This window comes from Kitasatospora sp. NPDC089509, assembly GCF_044749365.1.
Lineage (GTDB): Bacteria > Actinomycetota > Actinomycetes > Streptomycetales > Streptomycetaceae > Kitasatospora.
Genome location: NZ_JBIVHS010000008.1, coordinates 138,268 through 157,559 on the forward strand (window position 1 = coordinate 138,268; position 19,292 = coordinate 157,559).

Genomic DNA, 19,292 nt, shown 5'->3' on the forward strand with positions numbered 1-19,292 from the left:
TCACTTACCACCCTCGAACTCGGCAGACTCTTCCGCTCCGCTCCAGTGCGGGTTCTCCCAGATGATGGTGCCGCCCATGCCGAAGCCGATGCACATCGTGGTGAGGCCGTAGCGGACGTCCGGGCGCTGCTCGAAGCGGCGGGCCAGCTGGTTCATCAGGCGCACGCCCGAGGAGGCCAGCGGGTGACCGAACGCGATCGCGCCGCCGAACGGGTTGACCCGCTCGTCGTCGTCCGCGATGCCGTAGTGGTCCAGGAAGGACAGCACCTGGACGGCGAAGGCCTCGTTGACCTCGAAGGCCTGGATGTCGTCGATGGTCAGACCGGCCTTGGCCAGCGCCTTCTCGGTGGCCGGCACCGGGCCGATGCCCATGACCTCGGGCTCGACGCCCGCGAAGGCGAAGGAGACCAGGCGCATCTTGACCGGGAGGCCGAGCTCCTCGGCGACGTCCTCGGCGGCCAGCAGCGAGGCGGTGGCACCGTCGTTCAGACCGGCCGAGTTGCCCGCGGTGATGTTGCCGTGCGGACGGAACGGGGTCTTCAGACCGGCCAGCGACTCCATCGTGGTGCCCGGGCGCATCGGCTCGTCCACGGTGGCCAGGCCCCAGCCGGTCTCGCCGACCTCGGGGTTGGTGTTGCGGATCGTGATCGGCACCAGGTCGGGCTGGATGTCGCCGTTGGCGTACGCCTTGGCGGCCTTCTCCTGGGAGCGCACGGCGAAGGCGTCGCAGCGCTCCTTGGTGATGTGCGGGAAGCGGTCGTGCAGGTTCTCCGCGGTCATGCCCATGAACAGGGCGGACTCGTCGACCAGCTTCTCGGAGACGAAGCGCGGGTTCGGGTCCACGCCCTCGCCCATCGGGTGGCGGCCCATGTGCTCGACACCGCCGGCCACGACCACGTCGTACGCGCCGAAGGCGATGCCGCCGGCGGTGGTGGTCACGGCGGTCAGGGCACCGGCGCACATGCGGTCGATCGCGTAACCGGGGACGGACTTCGGCAGGCCGGACAGCAGGGCGGCGGTGCGCCCGATGGTCAGACCCTGGTCGCCGATCTGCGTGGTGGCCGCGATGGCGACCTCGTCGATGCGCTCGACGGGCAGGTTCGGGTTACGGCGCACGAGCTCCCGGATGCACTTGACGACGAGGTCGTCGGCGCGCGTCTCGTGGTAGATGCCCTTCGGGCCGGCCTTGCCGAACGGGGTGCGGACGCCATCGACGAAGACGACGTCCCTCGCGGTACGAGGCACGGGGGCTCTCCTCCCAGGGACCAACATTTGAAGTGGGCAGGCTGCCGCCGGAAGAACCCGAGCGGCGCCGCGTCACCGCCATGCTACCGGTCGGTAACCAACCTGCCCAGGCCCCTCGGAGGGTTCTGACCATGTGTCCCGCGACACGTCCGGTGGCGCCTCCGACCAGCAAGGCTTCCCGGGGACGCCGAAGGGGATGCCGTCCGGGCGGACGACATCCCCTTTTCGGAGCCGTGGGTCGGGACCTGCTCAGTCCTGGGCGGTCGCGGCGGTGACGAAGGCGGCGGCCACCGCGGGCGCCACCAGGTCGACCTGCCACTGCCGGGCGCCGAGTCGGCGCAGCGCGGCGGCCACGCCGTCGGTGCCCGGCTCGGCCGGCGGCTCCCAGGAGACCCGGCGCACCAGGTCCGGGGTGATCAGGTTCTCGGCCGGGAGGTGGTGGCGCTCGGCCAGCTCACTGACCGCGGCCCGGGCGCCGGAGAGCCGGGCGGCCGCGACCGGGTCCTTCTCGGCCCAGGCCCGCGGCGGCGGCGGTCCGTCGTGCGGCGCCGCGGCCGGCGGCAGCTGGTTCTCCGGGACCTCCCGGCCGCGCTGCACGGCCGCCAGCCACTGGTCCAGCTGACGCCGGTGCAGTCGCGGGCCGAAGCCCTGCACGGCCTGCAGGGCGGCGATGTTCAGCGGCATGGCCAGCGCGGCGTTGACGATCGCGGCGTCCGAGAGCACCCGGCCGGGGGAGACGTCGCGCTCCTGCGCCATCCGGTCACGGGCCAGCCACAGTTCGCGCACCACGGCCAGCTGGCGGCGCCGGCGGACCTTGTGCAGCTGCGAGGTGCGCCGCCACGGGTCGGTGCGCGGGGCCGGGCGGGGCGCGGCCGCGATCGAGGCGAACTCCTCCAGGGCCCAGTCGAGCTTGCCCTGGGCGTCCAGCTCCCGTTCGAGTGCGTCACGCAGCTCGACCAGCACCTCGACGTCCAGAGCCGCGTAGCGCAGCCAGGGCTCGGGCAACGGACGGGTGGACCAGTCGACCGCCGAGTGCTCCTTGGCCAGGCTCAGCCCGAGCACGTTCTCGGTCATCGGTCCGAGGCCTACCCGGGCGAAGCCGGCGATCCGCCCGGCCAGCTCGGTGTCGAACAGGCGGGCCGGTCTCATGCCGACCTCGGCCAGGCAGGGCAGGTCCTGGGTGGCGGCGTGCACCACCCATTCGGCGTCCGCGATGGCGGCGCCCAGCCCGCTCAGGTCCGGGCAGGCGATCGGGTCGATCAGGGCGGAGCCCGCGCCCGAACGGCGCAGCTGGATGAGGTACGCCCGTTGTCCGTAGCGGTAGCCGGAGGCCCGCTCGGCGTCGACGGCGACCGGTCCGGTGCCCGCGGCGAAGGCGGCGACCGTTGCGGCCAGCGCCTGCTCGTCCGCCACGACGGGTGGGATCCCCTCCTTCGGTTCGAGGAGCGGGACCGGGGCTGCTTCTTCTGGGATGGCTGCTACGGCGTCGGTCACTCACCAAGGGTACGACGGTCACCGGAACTGGGAGTGTTGTCGGACTGGTCAGACTGTTGATCGCCCGCTCGCCTCCGGGCCGCTGTGACCCGGTGCCGACGGTCGGCGCTCCCTCTCGGGGCGGGGGATTCGCCCGCTCGCAGAAGGAACGCTCGGGGTGGGATCGCCCGCTCGCCGCAGCACGTCGCTGCGGCGGCTCAGAAGGAACGTTCCTCCTGTGCCGCCGCAGCGGCCCGGGCCGACCGGCTCAGTGGATGATGCCGGTGCGCAGCGCGACCGCGACCATCCCGGCGCGGTCGCCGGTGCCGAGCTTGCGGGCGATCCGGGCCAGGTGGCTCTTCACGGTCAGTGCCGACAGGCCCATCGCCACGCCGATCGCCTTGTTCGACTGGCCCTCGGCGACCAGTCGCAGCACCTCGACCTCGCGGCCGGACAGCTCGCGGTAGGCGGTCTGCTGCGGGCCCGGCGCACCGGGGGCCCCGGGGGCGCCCGGCGCACCGGCGGCGCCCGGCATGCCCGGCATCCCGGGGCGGCGCATCCGGCCGGCCAGTCCGGCGGCACCGAGCGGCAGGCCCGGGCGGCCGGGCATCGCGACGTTGGTGCGGGTGCCGGTGACCACGTAACCCTTGACGCCGCCGGCCAGCGCGCTGCGGACGGCGCCGATGTCGTCGGCGGCCGACAGGGCCAGGCCGTTGGGCCAGCCCGCGGCGCGGGTCTCGGCGAGGATGGTCAGCCCGGAGCCGTCCGGCAGGTGGACGTCGGCGACGCAGATGTCACGCGGGGTGGAGACCCGGGGACGGGCCTCGGCGATCGAGGACACCTCGATCACGTCGCGGACGCCGAGCGCCCACAGGTGGCGGGTGACGGTGTTTCGGACGCGGGGATCGGCGATGACCACCATGGCGGTGGGCTTGGTCGGGCGGTAGGCGACCACGTTTGCGGGGTGCTCAAGAAGGACCGACACCAGGCCTCCTGCGGGGAGTGGCGGACGGAACCCCGAGGGGGCGGTCGGAGTGTTCCGCGTTCGGAAAGGGTCACAGTCTGCTTCGGCAGCTACCGTGCCCGGCTTTAGCGAAAGATCACGATCTAGTGAGTAACAATACGGACAAATCGCGCATATGACTGATGGGACATGCCCGGAATTCGTACAAAATCGATCAGATTCGTCGCAGATCGGTCGGATCTGACCGGTTAATTGACGCAGAGCAGGGCCGAAGTCACACTCCGTCAGCCCTGGGGGTGGCATCGGGGCGGGAGGTGCCGTCCGGCCCGGACGCCACCCGTCAGTGCGACCGGGGGCGTCGCCGGGCGGGCATCGGGACCACCCCACCGAGTGACGTGACCTCGGCCGGGGTCGGCGGGGCCGGGGTGGCCGGCGGCAGCCCGGCGCTGATGCAGAGCAGGTCCCCCCAGGCCGCCAGGTGCCGCTCGAACCGGCCGTCGGCCGGCGTCCAGGAGGCCCGGATCTCGATCTCGGTCGAGGACGGGCGGTCCGCCAGGCCGCCGAAGTACTGCGACATGCAGCGGGTCACCGTGCCGGAGGGCTCCGCGTACCCGGCGCCGTGCGCCTGCAGCGCGTCCAGCAGCCAGGCCCAGCCGACCTCGGAGAGCAGCGGGTCGCCGGCCATCTCCGGCTCCAGCTCGGCCCGGGTCATGGTGACCACCCGGAACTCCCCGTTCCAGGACTCCTGCCCGGCCGGGTCGTGCAGCAGCACCAGCCGGCCGTCGGCCAGCTCGTCGCCGTCCACCTCCACGGTGGCGGTCAGCGCGAACGCGTACGGGGCGAGCCGGCGCGGGGCCGGCGCGGGGGAGAGCTGGACCTCGGGCCGCAGCCGCGCCCCGTCGAGGGCCTCCACGGCGGCCCGGAACTCGCTCGGCGCCCCCTCCCGACCCGTTCCGCCACCTGTTCCGCCACCCTGCGTGGGGTGCCCGCCGACCGCTGCCATGACCCGAAGACTAGGTCGAAAACCCGGGTTATCGCCGCAACTTCCGTCCGAGCGGCGTGCCGGAACGGCAAACCCGGCCAGATCTTGGAGGAACCGACGAGACCGCCCGGGAAGGGCGCCCCCGGGCGCGTGCGAAGATTTGACCCGTGAGCGAGACTACGGCAGACCAGACGGCGGCCACCCTCGACGGCCGGACCACCCCCGCGCGCCGCGGCGCCGCGTACGACTCCGCGTTCCTGCGCGCCTGTCGGCACGAGCCGGTGCCGCACACCCCGGTCTGGTTCATGCGCCAGGCCGGTCGCTCGCTGCCCGAGTACCTGAAGGTCCGCGAGGGCGTCCCCATGCTGGACTCCTGCATGCGGCCCGAGCTGGTCAAGGAGATCACCCTGCAGCCGGTGCGCCGGCACAAGGTGGACGCGGCGATCTTCTTCAGCGACATCGTGGTCCCGCTCAAGGCCGTCGGCATCGACGTGGACATCAAGCCCGGCATCGGCCCGGTCATCGCCGACCCGATCCGCACCTTCGAGGACCTCAAGCGGCTGCGCCCGCTGGAGCCCGACGACGTCCCCTACGTCACCGAGGCCGTCGGCCTGCTGGTCGACGAGCTCGGCGGCACCCCGCTGATCGGCTTCGCGGGCGCGCCGTACACGCTCGCCAGCTACCTGATCGAGGGCGGGCCGTCCAAGAACCACGAGAACACCAAGGCCATGATGTACGGGCAGCCCGAGCTGTGGGCCGCCCTGCTGGACCGGCTCGCCGACATCACCTCCGCCTTCCTGAAGGTGCAGATCGAGGCCGGCGCCTCCGCGATCCAGTTGTTCGACTCCTGGGTCGGCGCGCTCGCGCCGGACGACTACCGCCGCTCGGTCATGCCGTCCAGCGCCAAGGTCTTCGACGCCGTCGCCTCCTACGGGGTGCCGCGGATCCACTTCGGCGTCGGCACCGGTGAGCTGCTCGGCCTGATGGGCCAGGCCGGCGCGGACATCGTCGGCGTCGACTGGCGGGTGCCGCTGAACGTCGCCGCCGAGCGGGTCGGCCCCGGCAAGGGCCTCCAGGGCAACCTCGACCCGGCGGTGCTGTTCGCGCCCACCAAGGTCGTCGAGACCAAGGCCCGTGAGGTGCTGCACGCCGCCCAGGCGCTCGGCAGCAGCGGCCACATCTTCAACCTCGGCCACGGCGTGATGCCGTCGATGGACCCGGACGCGCTCAGCCGTCTGGTCGCCTTCGTGCACGAGGCCAGCGCGCGCTGACGCCGCCGTGGTGGCGGGCCCGTCCGGCTTCCGGGGGCCCGCCATCGACGCGGGTCAGCCCGTCGGCCCGGTGGGCCCTGCCTGCTCGTTCTCCTGGTTCTCCTCGTTCTCCTTGGAAGTGAAGGGCCGGGGCCGGGTGCGGCGCCAGTAGCGGAACAGCAGCGCCCCCGGGACCGCCAGGACCAGCAGGAACGGCGCCGCCGCGGCCAGCGCCACCACCAGTGCGGAGACGATCGTCACCAGCACGTGCCAGCCGCCGCCGAGCGCCGAACCGACCGAGTCACCGAAGCCCTTCTCCTCGGCCTTCGGCGCCGGCGTCGGAGTCGGGGCCGCGACCTCGTGGCGGACGTCCAGGGTGACGGTCGAGTACGACGTCCGGGCGGACAGCTCCTTCTGCTGCTTCTGCAGCGACTCCAGATCCGCCTCCCGGCGGCTCAACTCGCTCTCCAACGAGGTGATGTCGCTCAACGACTTGGCCTGCTGCATCAGCGCCCGCACCCGGTCCACGCTCGCCTGCTGGGTCTGCACCCGGCTCGCCACGTCCGCGACCTGTTGGGTCAGATCGTCCGCCTGGCTCTTCCGGGACACCACCTCGCCCAGCGCCGCCAGCTGGTCCACGGTCTGCTGGTAGGCGGCCGAGGGGATCTTCAGCGTCAGCTGCCCGACCTCGTCCGCACCACCGCCGCCGACCGCCTCACCGTCCACGTAGCCGCCCGAGGCGGTGGTCAACTCCCGCGCCTTCGTGAGGAGTTGCCCGACGTCCTTGGCGCGCAGGGCGAGCTGCGCGGTGTACGAGATCAGCCGGGTGTCGGCGGCCGGAGTGACCCCGGCCGCCGCCGGGGCGCCGGACGGCTGGGCGCTCGCGGCCCCGTTCGCGCTCCCGTTCGCCGGCGGAGGCGCCCCCGGTCCCGCCGCCTTCGCCGGCACCCCGGCCGAGTCGCTCCGCCCCGAGTCCCCGCTGCTGCTCGCACTGCAGCCCCCCACCAGCAGCACCGCCGCGGCCACCGCCGCCCCCAGTGCGCCGGCTCTCGCCTGTCTTCCCATTCCCGGGCCCTCCCCAAGTCCGTTGACGGTTCTCGCCATTGGACGCAAGAGCCTGCCCGAAGGACCCGCCCGGTGGATCGCGGGTCCATCACAGCTCGGTGGCGGGACGGACACGACCTACCCGGCGCGCACCTCGATCCCCGCCCGCCGCAGCAGCGCCGCCGTCACCCCGTCCCCGGGCCGCAGCTCCCCGGAGAACGTCCCGTCGTACAGCTGCCCGCACCCGCAGGACGGACTGCGCGCCATCAGCACCGCCCGCCGCGCCCCCGCCGCCTCGGCCGCCGCCAACGCCGCCCGCGCCCCGGTCACGAACTCCTCGGTGCGGTCCGCCCCGGTCGCGTCCACCACCCGCGCCCGCCCGTCCAGCACGTCCGCGCCGTCCCCGCCCACGATCTCCGCCGCCGCCCGCGGCGTCGGCAGCCCGCCCGCCCCCTCCGGGCACACCACCACGGCCCGCCCCTCCTCGACCAGCCGCACGGCGTCGGCGGAGGTCTTCGCCCGCCCGTCGTACCGGCAGGGGATCCCCGCGAGACAGGCACTCACCACGATCGGTTCCATGGGAGCGAGTCTACGAAGCGTGGCGCACCCACTACTTTGGGGTCATGGACGAGCTGCCGGACTGGATGTACCCGCCGCGCGCCGAGGGCTGGTTCGCCGACGACCTCGATCACCTGCCGCAGGCACCGCCGCACACCGAACTGCTGCACGGCGCCCTGGTCTTCCGACTGGCGCCTCAGCACCCCCGGCACAACGGGCTCGCGACACGGCTGACGTCGGCCCTGGCCGAGCTCGCCCCGGACGGGGTCCTTGCCCAGACCCGGAGGTCGGTCACGCTGGACGAGTGGAACCGCCTGGAACCGGACGTGCTGGTGTCCGCGGTGACTGATGATCCATCCTGCACCGGGTACCGCCCGCGCGAGGTGGTGCTCGTGGTCGAGGTGGTCTCACCGGAGTCGGAGTGCCGTGACCGCGGGGTGAAGTTCCACAAGTACGCCGAGGCCGGGATCCCGCACTACTGGATCGTGGACGAGGAGGACGGTGCTCCAGTGGCGCACGTCTACGAGCTGGAGCAGGCGACCTCCTCGTACGCCCCCGTCGGGATCTTCCGCGGCGTGCTGGAGCGGCCGGTGCCGTTTCCGATCTCCATCGACCTGGCGCGTGCAGCGGATTGAGGCTTCGGTGTAAAGACCTGCGAGACTGCGGGGCATGTCGGAAGCACAGGTCGTCGTCGTCGGTGGTGGGATCGCGGGGCTGGCTGCGGCCGCCTTCCTGAGCGGGGCGGCCGGGGGGCCCGCGCGGGCGCGGGTGACGGTGCTGGAGGCGTCCGGGCGGGTCGGCGGGAAGCTGTGGGGCGGCGAGGTCGGCGGGGTCCGGGTGGACCTCGGGGCCGAGTCGGTGCTGGCGCGGCGGCCGGAGGCGGTGGAGCTGGCGCGGGCCGTCGGGCTGGGCACGGAGCTGGAGCCGCCGACCACCGCGAAGGCGGCGATCTGGACCAGGGGCGCGCTGCGGCCGCTGCCCGGCGGGCAGGTGATGGGCGTCCCGGGTGACCTGGAGGCGCTGGCCGCCTCCGGGGTGCTGAGCGCCGAGGGGCTGGAGCGGGCCCGGCACGAGCGGCCCACCGAGGTCGGGGCGGACGTCGCGATCGGCCGCTACGTCGCCGACCGGCTGGGCCAGGAGGTGGTGGACCGGCTGGTCGAGCCGCTGCTGGGCGGCGTCTACGCGGGCCGCGCCGAGGAGATCTCGCTGCGCGCCGCCGTACCGCAGCTGCTGCCGATCGCTCAGGGCGGCGGCTCGCTGGTCGCCGGGGTGCACGCGTTGGCATCCCGGCCGCAGGTGGTCGGCACCCCGGTGTTCAGCGGCCTGCGCGGCGGCCTCGGCACCCTGCCGGAGGCGGTCGCCAAGGCCTGCGTCGAGGCGGGCGTGGACCTGCGCACCGACACCCCGGTCGACGAACTGCGCCGCACCCCCGAGGGCTGGCGGGTGATGGCCGGCGGCGAGGTGCTGACCGCGGACGCCGTGGTGCTGGCCGTCCCGGCACCGGCCGCGGCCCGGCTGCTGCGCGCGGACGCCCCGGCGGCCGCCGTCGAACTGGACTCCGTCGAGTACGCGGGCATGGCGCTGGTGACCCTGGCGTTCCGCCGCGCCGACCTGGCCGAGGCGCCCGGCGGCAGCGGCTTCCTGGTGCCGCCGGTGGACGGCCGCCGGATCAAGGCCTCGACCTTCTCCTCCAACAAGTGGGGCTGGCTGGCGCGCTCCGCGCCGGACGCCTTCCTGCTGCGCACCTCGCTCGGCCGCCACCGCGAGGAGCAGGCGCTGGAGCTGCCGGACGAGGAGCTGGTGGCCCGCTCGCTGGCGGACCTGGCGGAGGCGATCGGACTGACCGCCCGGCCGTACGACACCTTCGTGTCGCGCTTCACGGCCGGCCTGCCGCAGTACCCGGTGGGCCACGCCGACCGGGTGGCCCGGGTGCGGGCGGCGGCGCGGGCGGTGGGCGGGCTGGCGCTGTGCGGCGCCGCGTACGACGGGGTGGGGATCCCGGCCTGCATCGGCTCGGCGGCCGCCGCGGTGGCGGCCATCGACAATCTGTTGACCCCGGCGACCGGGGACGGTTCCACGGAGAGGACAATGGGCGCATGACTGAGAGCGTTGAGCGGGAGCCCGAGCAGCGGCCCGAGAAGAAGAAGGCGCGCGACCTGAACCAGGTCATCCGCTACACCATGTGGTCGGTGTTCAAGCTCAAGGGCGCCCTGCCCGAGGACCGCACCGCCCTGGCCGCCGAGGTGGACGAGCTGTTCGCCCAGCTCGACGCCAAGGACGTGACCGTCCGCGGCACGTACGACGTGTCCGGGCTGCGCGCGGACGCCGACCTCATGATCTGGTGGCACGCCGAGGACTCGGACGACCTCCAGGAGGCGTACAACCGCTTCCGCCGCACCGGCCTCGGCCGCCAGCTGGAGCCGGTCTGGTCGAACATGGCCCTGCACCGCCCGGCCGAGTTCAACAAGTCGCACATCCCGGCCTTCCTGGCCGACGAGCGCCCGCGCGACTACGTCTGCGTCTACCCGTTCGTCCGCTCCTACGAGTGGTACCTGCTGCCGGACGCCGAGCGGCGCGCGATGCTCGCCGAGCACGGGCAGATGGCCCGTGGCTACCCGGACGTGCGGGCCAACACGGTCGCCTCGTTCGCGCTCGGCGACTACGAGTGGCTGCTCGCCTTCGAGGCGGACGAACTGCACCGCATCGTCGACCTGATGCGCGACCTGCGCCCCTCCCGGGCCCGGCTGCACGTCCGCGAGGAGGTGCCGTTCTACACCGGCCGCCGCAAGCCGGTGAGCGAGCTGCTGAACGGCCTGGTCTGACCCGCGACGCAGTGCACGGGGCCCGCTTCGGCGGGCCCCGTGCCGTTTCCGGGGTGTCCGTCGGGTCCGCTGGGGCCGTTAGGTCCGGTGGGGGCGGAGGGCGGCGCGGAGGCGGGGGTCGGGGAGGACGGCGGGGCCGTTCATGGCGACGGCGGTGAGGAGTTCGCGCTCCTCGTCGTCGGCGAGGCCGCGCTGGCGGGTCGGGCGGACCTCGCGCAGCACCTCCTGCCCGATGGGGGAGGCCCAGCGGGTGTACGGGTAGACGTCGACCCGGGCCATCAGCAGGGTGCCCGAGGTCAGGATCAGGGGCAGGGAGAACCAGGCGAGCGGGGCGAGGGTGTCGCCGCCGGTGAAGCCGCTGAGCGAGATCGCGGCGGCGAGCAGCACCACGGTCAGCAGCATCGCGTGCCGGACCTGGCGGACCACCACCACGGTGTTGCGCTGGATCAGTGCCGGGGTGGCCAGGCCGGCCAGCGAGAGCCGGGCTCCGATCTCCAGCACGGTGGGGTGCTCGCCCATCGCCCGGCGCAGTTCGTCGGTGCGGCACTGGCCGTCCGGGCCGACGGTGGCGATGATCGCGCGTTCCAGGCGGCTGCGGCCCTTGGGGTCGACCACGGTGGTCCAGCCGGTGTGGGCCAGGTGGAGGCGGCCGCGGCCGGCCATCAGGACGAGGGCCAGCTCCACCACCCGGTCCGGGCCGCCGGCCAGGTACGCGGTCTCGTAGAGCCCGATCCCGACGGCCTCCGGCGGGCGCGACCGGTCCTGGTCGGCGAGGGCGTCGGCGGTGGCGGTCATCCGCACCAGCCGGAGGCAGGAGAGCACTGCCGCGACGCAGGCCGGTATCAGGAACAGCAACCACATGGGCTTGTTCTATGCCTGGGGCCGGGCCGTGCGGAACGGCTTCCCGGAGCGCGATACCGAACTGTGACGTCAGGAGCCACCGCAGCTGCTCCCGCAACTCGACCCGCAGCTGGACGAGGAGGACCCGCAGCCGGAGTGCGAACCGCAGCTGCTGGAGTGCGAGGAGCCGCACGAGGAGTGGTGGTGCGAGGAGCCGCAACTCGACCAGGAGGAGCCGCAGCTCGACGAGGACGAGGACGAGGAGGACGACGAGGAGGACGAGGAGGAGGAGAAGAACGACGAGGACCAGCCGCCCCCGGAGGCCTGCCGGATCGCCTCCTCCTGGACGGTCGCGGCCACCATGGCCGCCTCCAGCTCCGGGTTCCCGAGCCCGGCGGCGGCCAACCCGCCGAGCGCGAGGGCGCCCAGCATCGCGCCGCCCGCGAGCTTGGGCGAGATGCCGTGGCTCGGCTGCCACGGGGTGCTGCCCTGCATCAGGGCGAGCTGGCGCTGCCCGGCCGGGGTGATCCGGCCGTCGGCCCGGGCACCGATGGCGAGGGCGACGGCGCCGACGAGCAGCAGGAGGGCCGGGTACCGGAGGTCGGGGCGGTCGTAGAGGGCGTCGTTGCCGTCGAGCAGCAGGGCGATCCCGGCGAAGAGCACGACGTCGAGCAGCGCGAGCCAGAGCAGTCGACGGGCGATCAGCGCCCGGCGCAGCAGTTCGGGGCGGCGCATCAGGCCGCGGTCGGCGAGCCGGTCGCCGATCTCCTGCACGGCGGCGGAGCGCATCACCGTGCGGCGCAGCGGGGCGAGTTCACGGCTGCCGGTCCTGCCGACGGCGTCCTGGACGGCCTGGTCGACGGCGTCGTACGGCCGGGCGCCGGTGAGGGTGACCAGGCCGGCGCGGCTGATCACGGCCTGCTCGGAGAGGTGCATCCGGACCAGCGCGGTGTCGAAGACCCGGCCGGGCCCGCCGGCCAGGAAGGCGGTGTCCAGCAGCGGCAGGCCGCGGCCGGGCAGGCCCTGCGGGTCCGGGACGTGCCGGACCCGCTGCCGGGTCCGGGCGGCGTACAGGGCGGCCGCGAACAGCAGGACGGCCGGGATCAGGAAGTAGCTGTTGTGCCACATGGGCGGTCCCCCGATAAGGCGTCGGATCAGTGGCCGCGCAGGGCCCGGCGGAGCCGGGTGAGCGGGCCGGGCGGTCGTCGCACCCGCACCGGTTCGGAATCCGGCTGGAGCCACTGCTCCAGGGCGCGGCGGTGGTCGGCGGCGGGCGGGCCGCCGTCGGTGAGCACCCACTCGGCGAAGGCCCGGGCGTCGGCGCGGTAGCCGCCGGTCTGCGGGTGGGTGCGGGCGTACTCCAGGAAGAGCGGCCCGTACTGCGCGCCGAGCAGGCGGGGCAGGTCGGGGGCGGTCTTCGCGGTGGTGTCGCGCCGTTTGGCGGCGAGGCCGGTGGACTGGGCGCGGACCTGGTCCGGGTCGAAGCCGGGCGGGACGGGTCCGCCGGCCACCAGGGCGGCCAGCAGCTCCGCCTGGCGCCGGGCCAGGCGCTCCCGGGCGGCGGTCAGGTCCGGCATCGCGGGGTGCTCCCCTCCAGCACCCTGCGGATGGCGTCCAGTTCACCGGCCAGTTCGGAGGGCGGCGGGAAGGCGGCGTCCCGTTCCAGCAGGACGCCGGGCGGTTCGACCCGCGCGCAGAGTTCGGCCAGCACCTCCAGCACCGGTGCGGTGACGGGGTGGGCGTGGGTGTCGTGCCACACGCCGTCGACCAGGGCACCGCCGGCGACGTGCACGTAGGCGAGTGCCTCCAGTGGCAGGCGGTCGAGTTCGGCGGCCGGGTCGGTGCCGAGGTTGACCCGGTTGGTGTGCAGGTTGGCGACGTCGATCAACAGTCGGACGCCGGTCCGGTCGACCAGTTCGGCGAGGAACTCGCCCTCGGTGAACTCGTCGTCCGGCCAGGCGAGTTGGGCGGCGATGTTCTCCAGGGCGAGCGGCACCGGGAGCTGGTCCCGGGCGATCCGGATGTTCTCCGCGATCACCCGCAGCGAGTCCCGGGTGCGCGGGACGGGCAGCAGGTGGCCGGCCTCCAGGCCGCCGGCCCGGACGAAGGCCAGGTGCTCGGTGACCAGCGGGGAGCCGAGCGCCAGGGCCGTCCCGGCGAGCCGGCCGAGCCGGTCGGGGTCGGGCCGGTCGGCGCCGCCGAGGCCGAGGCCGACGCCGTGCGGGACGACGGTGACGCCGCGTTCGCGCAGCACGGTGAGCGAGGCGGGCAGGTGGTCGGCGCAGATGTTCTCGGCGACCACCTCGACCCAGTCCAGGCCGGGTTGGCGCTCGACCACGGTGTCGATCTCGCTGCGCCAGCCGAGGCCGACGCCGAGCCGGGGCGCGGAGCCCGTGCCGGCGGGGCGGTCGGTGGTGGCGGAGCCGGGCAGGTGCGGGGCGGGGGAGGTCATCGGTTCGCCCCCTTCGGAGGGCTGGGTGGGGAGGCCGTCGGGCGGTGCGGGCGTCGTCGCCAGGACTGCGCGGCCGTGTTGCTGAGGATGTCCCCGGGTGGGGTGGCTGCCAAGCCTCACCCGGTCTTCTCAGAGCATTATTTGAGCTTGCCGCCCCGGTGAAGAGGGGCTTCGGTCCCGGGGCGCGGCCGTCCGCGCAGGTGGCCGCCGCGGCGGGGCGAAAATCGGAGGCGTCGGACGGAGGGCGCGGATAGCGTGCGAATCCATGACCGAGACTTCCTTGACGATCCGTGACTTCCGCCCCGAGGACGCCGAGGCGGTGGCGGCCGCCCACCGCGCCGGGCGCGAGCACCTGGTGATGAGCGCCGAGGTCGTGCTCTGGCTGAACGCCCGGCCGGGTTCCGACGAGCACTTCCGCACCTTCGTCGCCGAACTGGACGGCCGGGTGGTCGGCGGGGTGCGCTGCGGGGTGGTGACGGGGACGACGACCGCCGGCGTCGGCTACGCCAACGGCAGCGTGCTGCCGGAGTTCCGGCGGCGCGGCGCGGGCACGGCGTTGCTGGCCGCGGCCGAACGGCACCTGATCGCCCTCGGGGTGGCCGAGTTGCACTCCTGGCTGGACGAGGAGCCCGCCGCACTGGCCTTCGCCGCCGCTCGGGGCTACGAGCAGGGGCGTGCCGCGCATTTCAGTGCACGGGACCTGACGCTGCCGCTGCCGCAGGCACCGGAGCGCCCGGCCGGCGTCGAGCTGCGTCCGGCGACCGACTGGGCGGACGACCCGCAGCCCCTGTTCCTGGTCGACGCGGACGCCTCTCGGGACGAGCCCGGTGAGGTGCCGATGGACGCCCTGGAGTACGAGGACTGGCTCCGGAGCACCTGGGAGCGGCCGGACCTGGACCGGGCGCTGACCGTGGTGGCCGTGGTGGACGGCGAACCGGCCGCGCTCAGCCTGGCGCAGACCGACGGGGTGGACCGCTACTGGTCCGCGTTCACCGCCTGCCGACGGGACTTCCGCGGCCGTGGTCTGACGAAGCTGGCCAAGCGGGAGTCGCTGCGGCTGGCGGCGGAGGCGGGGTGCCGGCGCGCGTACACCAGCAACGACACCACCAATGCGCCGATGCTGGCGATCAACGCGTGGCTGGGGTACGAGCGATGCGCGGGGGAGCGCAAGGGGATCAAGCGCCTGGCGTGACCCCCGGTGCGACGGCCGTGACGTCAAGTGGCCGCCGAAGGGGGTAATTTCGGCCACGGGCGGGGACATGACCAGAGCGCACAGTTCGTGGTCGAGTCTTCCTCCGGGGGGATCATATGGAGATCCTGCTCCAGGTGCTGATCGCATCCGTTCCGGCCGTGATCGGCTTCCTCGCGGCCCGCTCCCTCGCCCGTACCAGGCTGTTCCTGCGCTACGGCTTCCTGCGGGCGCTGCTGGCGCCGTACGGGCGGGTGCAGATCGTCATCCCGAGCCTGGAGGTGGCGGAGTTCGCCTTCACCTCGGACGGCTGTCAGCTGACCAGCCGCGGGCCGAAGAACGTGCTGTTCGTGCCGATGGCCGAGGCCAGGGCGATAGCGGAGCTGACCGACCTGCTGCGGAAGGTCAACCGGAAGGCGACGATCGAACTGGTGGTGGCGGGCGCGCAGGACCCGCGGATGCCGACCTTCTCGATCGGCGGTCCGGGCGTCAACTCCTACTCCGGCGGGGTGCTGGACGCGGTGTTCCCGGACTTCGCGGTCGAGTTCCCCGAGGAGGCCCGGGCCCGCTGGGGCGGCATGACCTTCGAGGCGCTGTACAACCCGGCCGGGGAGCTGATCCGCGACCACGGCTTCATCTTCGTCACCCGTACGCCCCGGCACGCGCCCTGCGTCGTGCTGTGCGGGGTGTTCGCCTTCGGCTCGGCGATGGCGGTGGAGGCGCTGACCTCGGCGAACCGGAGCTCGCCGCTGGCGGCGCTGTTCCGCTCGGGGGAGAAAGGATTCGTCGCGGTGGAGGGGCGGGTGATCGGGCTGGACACGGTGGACGTCACGGTCGAGGTCTGCCGGGTCCTCCCCGCGCCGCGGTCCGACGTCCCGTCCGGGTTCCGCGGTGAGGTGTCCATCAGTCGTCCCGAGCAGTGAGACAATTGGTCTCGACCATGCGGTGCGAAACCGGACAGTGCGGGAGAGACCGGGGCATGAACTCCAGCCGTTCGTACAGGTTTTGCCCCATCCCTGACACATCATGGGCATAATCGCGCGCATGACGATCAACCGGGCGAACGTGAGCGCGATTGCCGAGGACCTGTATGTGTGGCTCCCCCCGAAGCGGGGCTGGGGCCTGGCCAACTGCGGCCTGCTGGCCTCGGAGACCACCGCGCTCTGGATCGACACCCCGTACGACCCCTCGCTGGCCGGCGAGTTCCTGGCCGCCAGCCGGCGCCTGCTGCCGACCGGGGTCGACGTCGACCGGGTGGTCGTCACCCATGCCAACGGCGACCACCTGTGGGGCGCCGGGGTGCTCCCGGACGCCGAGGTGATAGCCACCCGCGAGGCGCTGGAGCACATCCACTGGGAGCCCACCCCCCAGCAGCAGCACGCCCTGCTCACCGACAGCGACCCGGACTCCCCGCTCGGCGGCTACCTCCGCGAGCACTTCGGCCGCTTCGACTGGTCCACCACCGAGCCGGTGCACCCGGACACCGTCTTCACCGGTGAGCTGGAGCTGAAGGTCGGCCGCTACCCGGTGCAGATCACCAGCCTGCCCGCCGCCCACACCGGCGGTGACCTGATGGTCCACCTCCCGCACCAGCGCGCGGTGTTCACCGGCGACGTGATCTTCTCCTCGACCCCCGAGCAGCCCGGCGACCACCCCTCGCACTGGGCCGGCCCGCTGGAGAACGTCATCGGCGCCTGCGAGCGGGCGCTCGCCACCGGCGCCGAGATCTTCGTCCCCGGCCACGGCCCGGTGCTCGACCGCGACGGCGTCCAGGAGCACATCGGCTACCTGGCGTACGTCCGCGAGCGCGCCCACGCCCTGCACGCCGCCGGGATCCCCGCGCTGGACGCCGCCCGGCGGGTGATCGCCGAGCAGCGCCACCCCGAACTCGGCCTGCCCGAGCGGCTGGTGATCACCGTCGGGGCCGAGTACCGGCACCTGGACGGCTCCGCGCTCCCCGGCATCCTGGACGCCATGGGCCAGGTCGCCCTGGTGGCCCGCGAACTGGCCGAGGACGCCGCCCGCATCCCGCGCCCGCGCGCCGGCCGGAACTGACGCCGGCCCGCCGCCCGGACGCGAACCCGGCCCGGCCCCGCGGCCGTTGACGGAGACGGGCCCGGAGACCGCCGGGTGCGGACACCGGGCGCGCCCCGGACGGACACCGGGCGACGCCCCAGACCGAGCAGCAAGGACACCTGAGGACCCCGATGACGCTGATCGCGCTGATCGCCCTGGCGCTGGTCGCCGCCGCGGCCACGGTCGTGCTCTCCCGCAGCCGGGCCGCGGCCGTCGGCCGGGCGGTGGCCGCCGAGGCCGCGCTCGGCCACGGCGAGCAGCAGGCCCGTGCCGCGGAGGCCAAACTCGCCCGCGCCGCCCGCCAGTTGCACGAGGCCCAGGAGGCCGTACGGAACTCCGCCGAGCAGGCCCGGCGGGCCGAGGAGCACGCCCGGTCCGCCGACCAGCGCGGTGCCGCCGCCAACGCCCGGGCCAAGGAGGCGAACGCCGGCGTCGGGGAGGCGAACACCCGGGCCGAGGAGGCCGAGGCCCGACTCGCCGCCGCCGACCGGCGCGCCGCCGCACTGCTCGCCGAGATCCGCCACCTCGCCCAGGAACGCGTCGCCGCCACCGCCGTCCGGCTCACCCACGCCAACGCCCCGCAGGTCGGCCCGCTGGACGCGCAGACCGTCGGGGTCGAGGCGGTCCGGGCGCTGCAGTCCGTCCTGGACGCCACCACCGCGGCCCTCGCCGACGAGCGCGAGCGCGTCGACGCCGCCGCCCGGGCCGCCATGCGCGGCGCCACCTCCCGGATCCAGACCCTGCTGTACCAGATCCAGAGCCTGGTCCAGCAGCTCCAGCACGAGAACGACGACCCCCGGCTGCTGGAGCTCGACTTCCGCAACGAGGTCGCGCTGCGCCGGATCCAGACCGTCGCGGTGCTCTGCGAGGCCTGGCCGGGCCTGGCCCGGACCGACTCCCCGCTCGCCGAGGTGGTGGTCGGCGCGCTCTCCCGGGTGCCCGGCTACGCCCGGATCAAGGTCGCCAACCACCTGCGGGAACAGCGGCTGGCCGTGGTCGCCCGGGCCGCCGAGCCGATCGCCATCGCGATCGCCGAGCTGCTCGCCAACGCCACCGCGTACTCCCACCCGGAGACCGACGTCCCGGTCACCGTGCAGCAGGGCGGCCGCGGCGCGCTGGTGATCGTCGACGACAGCGGCATCGGCATGGACGAGGACCAGCTGCGCCGGGCCCGCCGACTGCTGGCCGGCCCGTCGGACCTGCTGCTCACCGAACTGGGCAACCCGCCCAAGACCGGCTTCGCGGTGGTCGGCAAGCTGGTCCGCCAGTACGGCTTCACCTGCCACATCGAGCCCTCGCCGTACGGCGGCATGCGGACCATCCTGCGCATCCCGGCCGCGCTGGTGACGACGGTGGACGACGAGCAGCAGCTGTCGGTGCTCACCCCGCTGCCGCTGCGGGCCGGCAGCGGCCCGGCGCAGGCGCCCGCGGTCGCGGCCGTCCCGCCGATGCGCGACGCCGACGAGCAGGACGGGCCGGTGCTCGCCGACCGCCACCACCAGCCCGGCCCGCACCCGGCGCCGACCATCCACGTGGTGCCGGACCCGGTGCCCGAGCCCGCCGCCGAAGCCGCTTCGGCCGCGACCCCGGACGTCGCCCCGGGCGCGACCCCGGACACCGCTCCGGACGCCGCTCCGGACCGGGACGGCAGCGGCCTGCCCAGCCGGCGCCGCCGCCGTCCGCTCACCGCCGAGGAGCCGGGGCGGGCGAGCAGCCCCGGGGAGCAGCCCGCGCCGTACCTGCGCAGCCCCGAGCAGGCCGCCGCCCGCTGGCAGGCGCTGCAGCAGGGCACCGGCTCCGGCCGGGCCGCCGCCCGGGCCGACCTGCCCGACCTGCCCGACCGCACCACCAGCCCCGGCGACGCCCCCGCCACCGGCGACCACACCACCGGACCGACCTTAGAAGGAGCCGAGCAGTGAGCAGCTCGCCCAGCCCGACCGCGACCGACGAGATCTCCTGGGTGCTGAACCCGCTGCTGGAGCTGCCGGGGGTGCTGCACGCGGTGGTCGCCACCGGTGACGGCCTCGTCGAGGGGGCCTCCGAGGGCCTCGGCCGGGCCTCCGCCGAGCGGACCGCCGCGATGACCGCCACGGTGCACGCCGCCGCCCGGGCCTTCACCACCGCCTTCACCGACAACGAGCGGCCGCGGCTGGCCCAGACCGTGGTGGAGTCCGACCTCGGCTACGCCATCGTCGTCCCCGCCGGGGAGAACACCTCGCTCGCCGTGTTCGCCGCCCCGGACGCCCAACTCGGCAACGTGGCCTACCAGATGCAGCTCCAGGTGGCCGCCCTCGGCCGCGCGCTGGCGAGCCCCTCCCGGCAGCAGGGGGCCGTGGCACCGGCCACCGCGGGATCCCCAGCCGCGGCACCGGCCACCGAGGGAGCGGCCGCCGCGGA

16 protein-coding genes and 2 pseudogenes are annotated in these 19,292 nt (G+C 74.2%); 9 read left to right on the forward strand and 9 right to left on the reverse strand.

Annotated features, from left to right (window positions below; all coding sequences use genetic code 11):
* From ACIP4P_RS19280 to ACIP4P_RS19295, 4 genes are all read right to left on the reverse strand, one after another.
* A complete protein-coding gene (locus ACIP4P_RS19280; protein ID WP_350511719.1) occupies positions 1-1,245 on the reverse strand; it encodes an acetyl-CoA C-acyltransferase in 1,245 nt (414 codons plus the stop codon).
* Positions 1,246-1,494: 249 nt separating this feature from the next.
* Positions 1,495-2,739, reverse strand: a complete 1,245-nt coding sequence (locus tag ACIP4P_RS19285) for an HRDC domain-containing protein (protein WP_400919984.1) — start codon at positions 2,737-2,739, stop codon at positions 1,495-1,497.
* A gap of 247 nt (positions 2,740-2,986) precedes the next feature.
* Positions 2,987-3,703 (reverse strand): response regulator transcription factor, encoded by a 717-nt coding sequence (locus ACIP4P_RS19290; RefSeq protein WP_350511717.1) that lies wholly within the window; start codon positions 3,701-3,703, stop codon positions 2,987-2,989.
* A 319-nt stretch (positions 3,704-4,022) separates the two neighbouring features.
* A complete protein-coding gene (locus tag ACIP4P_RS19295; RefSeq protein ID WP_400919986.1) occupies positions 4,023-4,685 on the reverse strand; it encodes a DUF3000 domain-containing protein in 663 nt (220 codons plus the stop codon).
* Positions 4,686-4,831: 146 nt separating this feature from the next.
* Between ACIP4P_RS19295 and hemE the strand changes: the two genes are divergently transcribed.
* Positions 4,832-5,935 carry a uroporphyrinogen decarboxylase gene (hemE, locus tag ACIP4P_RS19300; RefSeq protein ID WP_400919988.1) on the forward strand — a complete coding sequence of 368 codons (1,104 nt, stop codon included), beginning with the start codon at positions 4,832-4,834 and terminating at the stop codon, positions 5,933-5,935.
* A 54-nt stretch (positions 5,936-5,989) separates the two neighbouring features.
* On the opposite strand, the gene ACIP4P_RS19305 is transcribed toward hemE, so the two are convergent.
* On the reverse strand, positions 5,990-6,979 hold the full coding sequence (locus ACIP4P_RS19305; RefSeq protein WP_400919990.1) for a DUF4349 domain-containing protein: 990 nt from the start codon (positions 6,977-6,979) through the stop codon (positions 5,990-5,992).
* Positions 6,980-7,096: 117 nt separating this feature from the next.
* A complete protein-coding gene (locus ACIP4P_RS19310; protein WP_350511714.1) occupies positions 7,097-7,537 on the reverse strand; it encodes a DUF523 domain-containing protein in 441 nt (146 codons plus the stop codon).
* A gap of 44 nt (positions 7,538-7,581) precedes the next feature.
* Between ACIP4P_RS19310 and ACIP4P_RS19315 the strand changes: the two genes are divergently transcribed.
* The 3 genes from ACIP4P_RS19315 to hemQ are packed head-to-tail and all read left to right on the forward strand — an operon-like array spanning position 7,582 to position 10,338.
* The gene (locus ACIP4P_RS19315; RefSeq protein WP_400919992.1) at positions 7,582-8,151 is read left to right on the forward strand and encodes a Uma2 family endonuclease; all 570 of its coding nucleotides are present in this window, start codon (positions 7,582-7,584) and stop codon (positions 8,149-8,151) included.
* A gap of 34 nt (positions 8,152-8,185) precedes the next feature.
* Complete coding sequence (gene hemG / locus ACIP4P_RS19320; RefSeq protein WP_400919994.1) at positions 8,186-9,616, forward strand: protoporphyrinogen oxidase; 1,431 nt, start codon at positions 8,186-8,188, stop codon at positions 9,614-9,616.
* Positions 9,613-10,338 (forward strand): hydrogen peroxide-dependent heme synthase, encoded by a 726-nt coding sequence (gene hemQ / locus ACIP4P_RS19325; RefSeq protein ID WP_350511711.1) that lies wholly within the window; start codon positions 9,613-9,615, stop codon positions 10,336-10,338. Before hemG ends, hemQ begins: the two co-directional genes overlap by 4 nt.
* Before the next feature lie 78 nt (positions 10,339-10,416).
* Here hemQ and ACIP4P_RS19330 read toward each other — a convergent pair whose 3' ends face one another.
* From ACIP4P_RS19330 to ACIP4P_RS19340, 3 genes and pseudogenes are all read right to left on the reverse strand, one after another.
* The gene (locus ACIP4P_RS19330) at positions 10,417-11,199 is read right to left on the reverse strand and encodes a TIGR04222 domain-containing membrane protein (protein ID WP_400919997.1); all 783 of its coding nucleotides are present in this window, start codon (positions 11,197-11,199) and stop codon (positions 10,417-10,419) included.
* Positions 11,200-11,268: 69 nt separating this feature from the next.
* The gene (locus ACIP4P_RS19335) at positions 11,269-12,306 is read right to left on the reverse strand and encodes a TIGR04222 domain-containing membrane protein (protein WP_400919999.1); all 1,038 of its coding nucleotides are present in this window, start codon (positions 12,304-12,306) and stop codon (positions 11,269-11,271) included.
* A gap of 26 nt (positions 12,307-12,332) precedes the next feature.
* Positions 12,333-13,630: pseudogene (locus tag ACIP4P_RS19340) on the reverse strand (DUF692 family multinuclear iron-containing protein).
* 250 nt (positions 13,631-13,880) lie between these two features.
* On the opposite strand from ACIP4P_RS19340, the gene ACIP4P_RS19345 reads away from it, so the two are divergent.
* The 5 genes and pseudogenes from ACIP4P_RS19345 to ACIP4P_RS19365 form a co-directional block, all read left to right on the forward strand.
* Complete coding sequence (locus ACIP4P_RS19345) at positions 13,881-14,822, forward strand: GNAT family N-acetyltransferase (RefSeq protein WP_400920294.1); 942 nt, start codon at positions 13,881-13,883, stop codon at positions 14,820-14,822.
* Positions 14,823-14,938: 116 nt separating this feature from the next.
* On the forward strand, positions 14,939-15,742 hold the full coding sequence (locus ACIP4P_RS19350) for a hypothetical protein (RefSeq protein WP_350511707.1): 804 nt from the start codon (positions 14,939-14,941) through the stop codon (positions 15,740-15,742).
* 121 nt (positions 15,743-15,863) lie between these two features.
* Entirely contained in the window at positions 15,864-16,874 is a 1,011-nt protein-coding gene (locus ACIP4P_RS19355) for an MBL fold metallo-hydrolase (protein ID WP_350511706.1), read from the forward strand.
* Between the two features lie 152 nt (positions 16,875-17,026).
* Positions 17,027-18,814 carry an ATP-binding protein gene (locus ACIP4P_RS19360; RefSeq protein WP_400920002.1) on the forward strand — a complete coding sequence of 596 codons (1,788 nt, stop codon included), beginning with the start codon at positions 17,027-17,029 and terminating at the stop codon, positions 18,812-18,814.
* Positions 18,811-19,233, forward strand: a pseudogene (locus ACIP4P_RS19365) (roadblock/LC7 domain-containing protein); the annotation flags it as partial. The gene ACIP4P_RS19360 and the pseudogene ACIP4P_RS19365, both read left to right, overlap by 4 nt.
* Between the last annotated feature and the right edge of the window lie 59 nt (positions 19,234-19,292).

Coding starts and splice junctions, on each gene's coding strand:
- ACIP4P_RS19295 (WP_400919986.1), bottom strand. CDS start 4,685: ATGGCAGCGGTCGGCGGGCACCCCACGCAGGGTGGCGGAACAGGTGGC.
- ACIP4P_RS19305 (WP_400919990.1), bottom strand. CDS start 6,979: ATGGGAAGACAGGCGAGAGCCGGCGCACTGGGGGCGGCGGTGGCCGCG.
- ACIP4P_RS19310 (WP_350511714.1), bottom strand. CDS start 7,537: ATGGAACCGATCGTGGTGAGTGCCTGTCTCGCGGGGATCCCCTGCCGG.
- ACIP4P_RS19315 (WP_400919992.1), top strand. CDS start 7,582: ATGGACGAGCTGCCGGACTGGATGTACCCGCCGCGCGCCGAGGGCTGG.
- hemG (WP_400919994.1), top strand. CDS start 8,186: ATGTCGGAAGCACAGGTCGTCGTCGTCGGTGGTGGGATCGCGGGGCTG.
- hemQ (WP_350511711.1), top strand. CDS start 9,613: ATGACTGAGAGCGTTGAGCGGGAGCCCGAGCAGCGGCCCGAGAAGAAG.
- ACIP4P_RS19330 (WP_400919997.1), bottom strand. CDS start 11,199: ATGTGGTTGCTGTTCCTGATACCGGCCTGCGTCGCGGCAGTGCTCTCC.
- ACIP4P_RS19335 (WP_400919999.1), bottom strand. CDS start 12,306: ATGTGGCACAACAGCTACTTCCTGATCCCGGCCGTCCTGCTGTTCGCG.
- ACIP4P_RS19350 (WP_350511707.1), top strand. CDS start 14,939: ATGGAGATCCTGCTCCAGGTGCTGATCGCATCCGTTCCGGCCGTGATC.
- ACIP4P_RS19355 (WP_350511706.1), top strand. CDS start 15,864: ATGACGATCAACCGGGCGAACGTGAGCGCGATTGCCGAGGACCTGTAT.
- ACIP4P_RS19360 (WP_400920002.1), top strand. CDS start 17,027: ATGACGCTGATCGCGCTGATCGCCCTGGCGCTGGTCGCCGCCGCGGCC.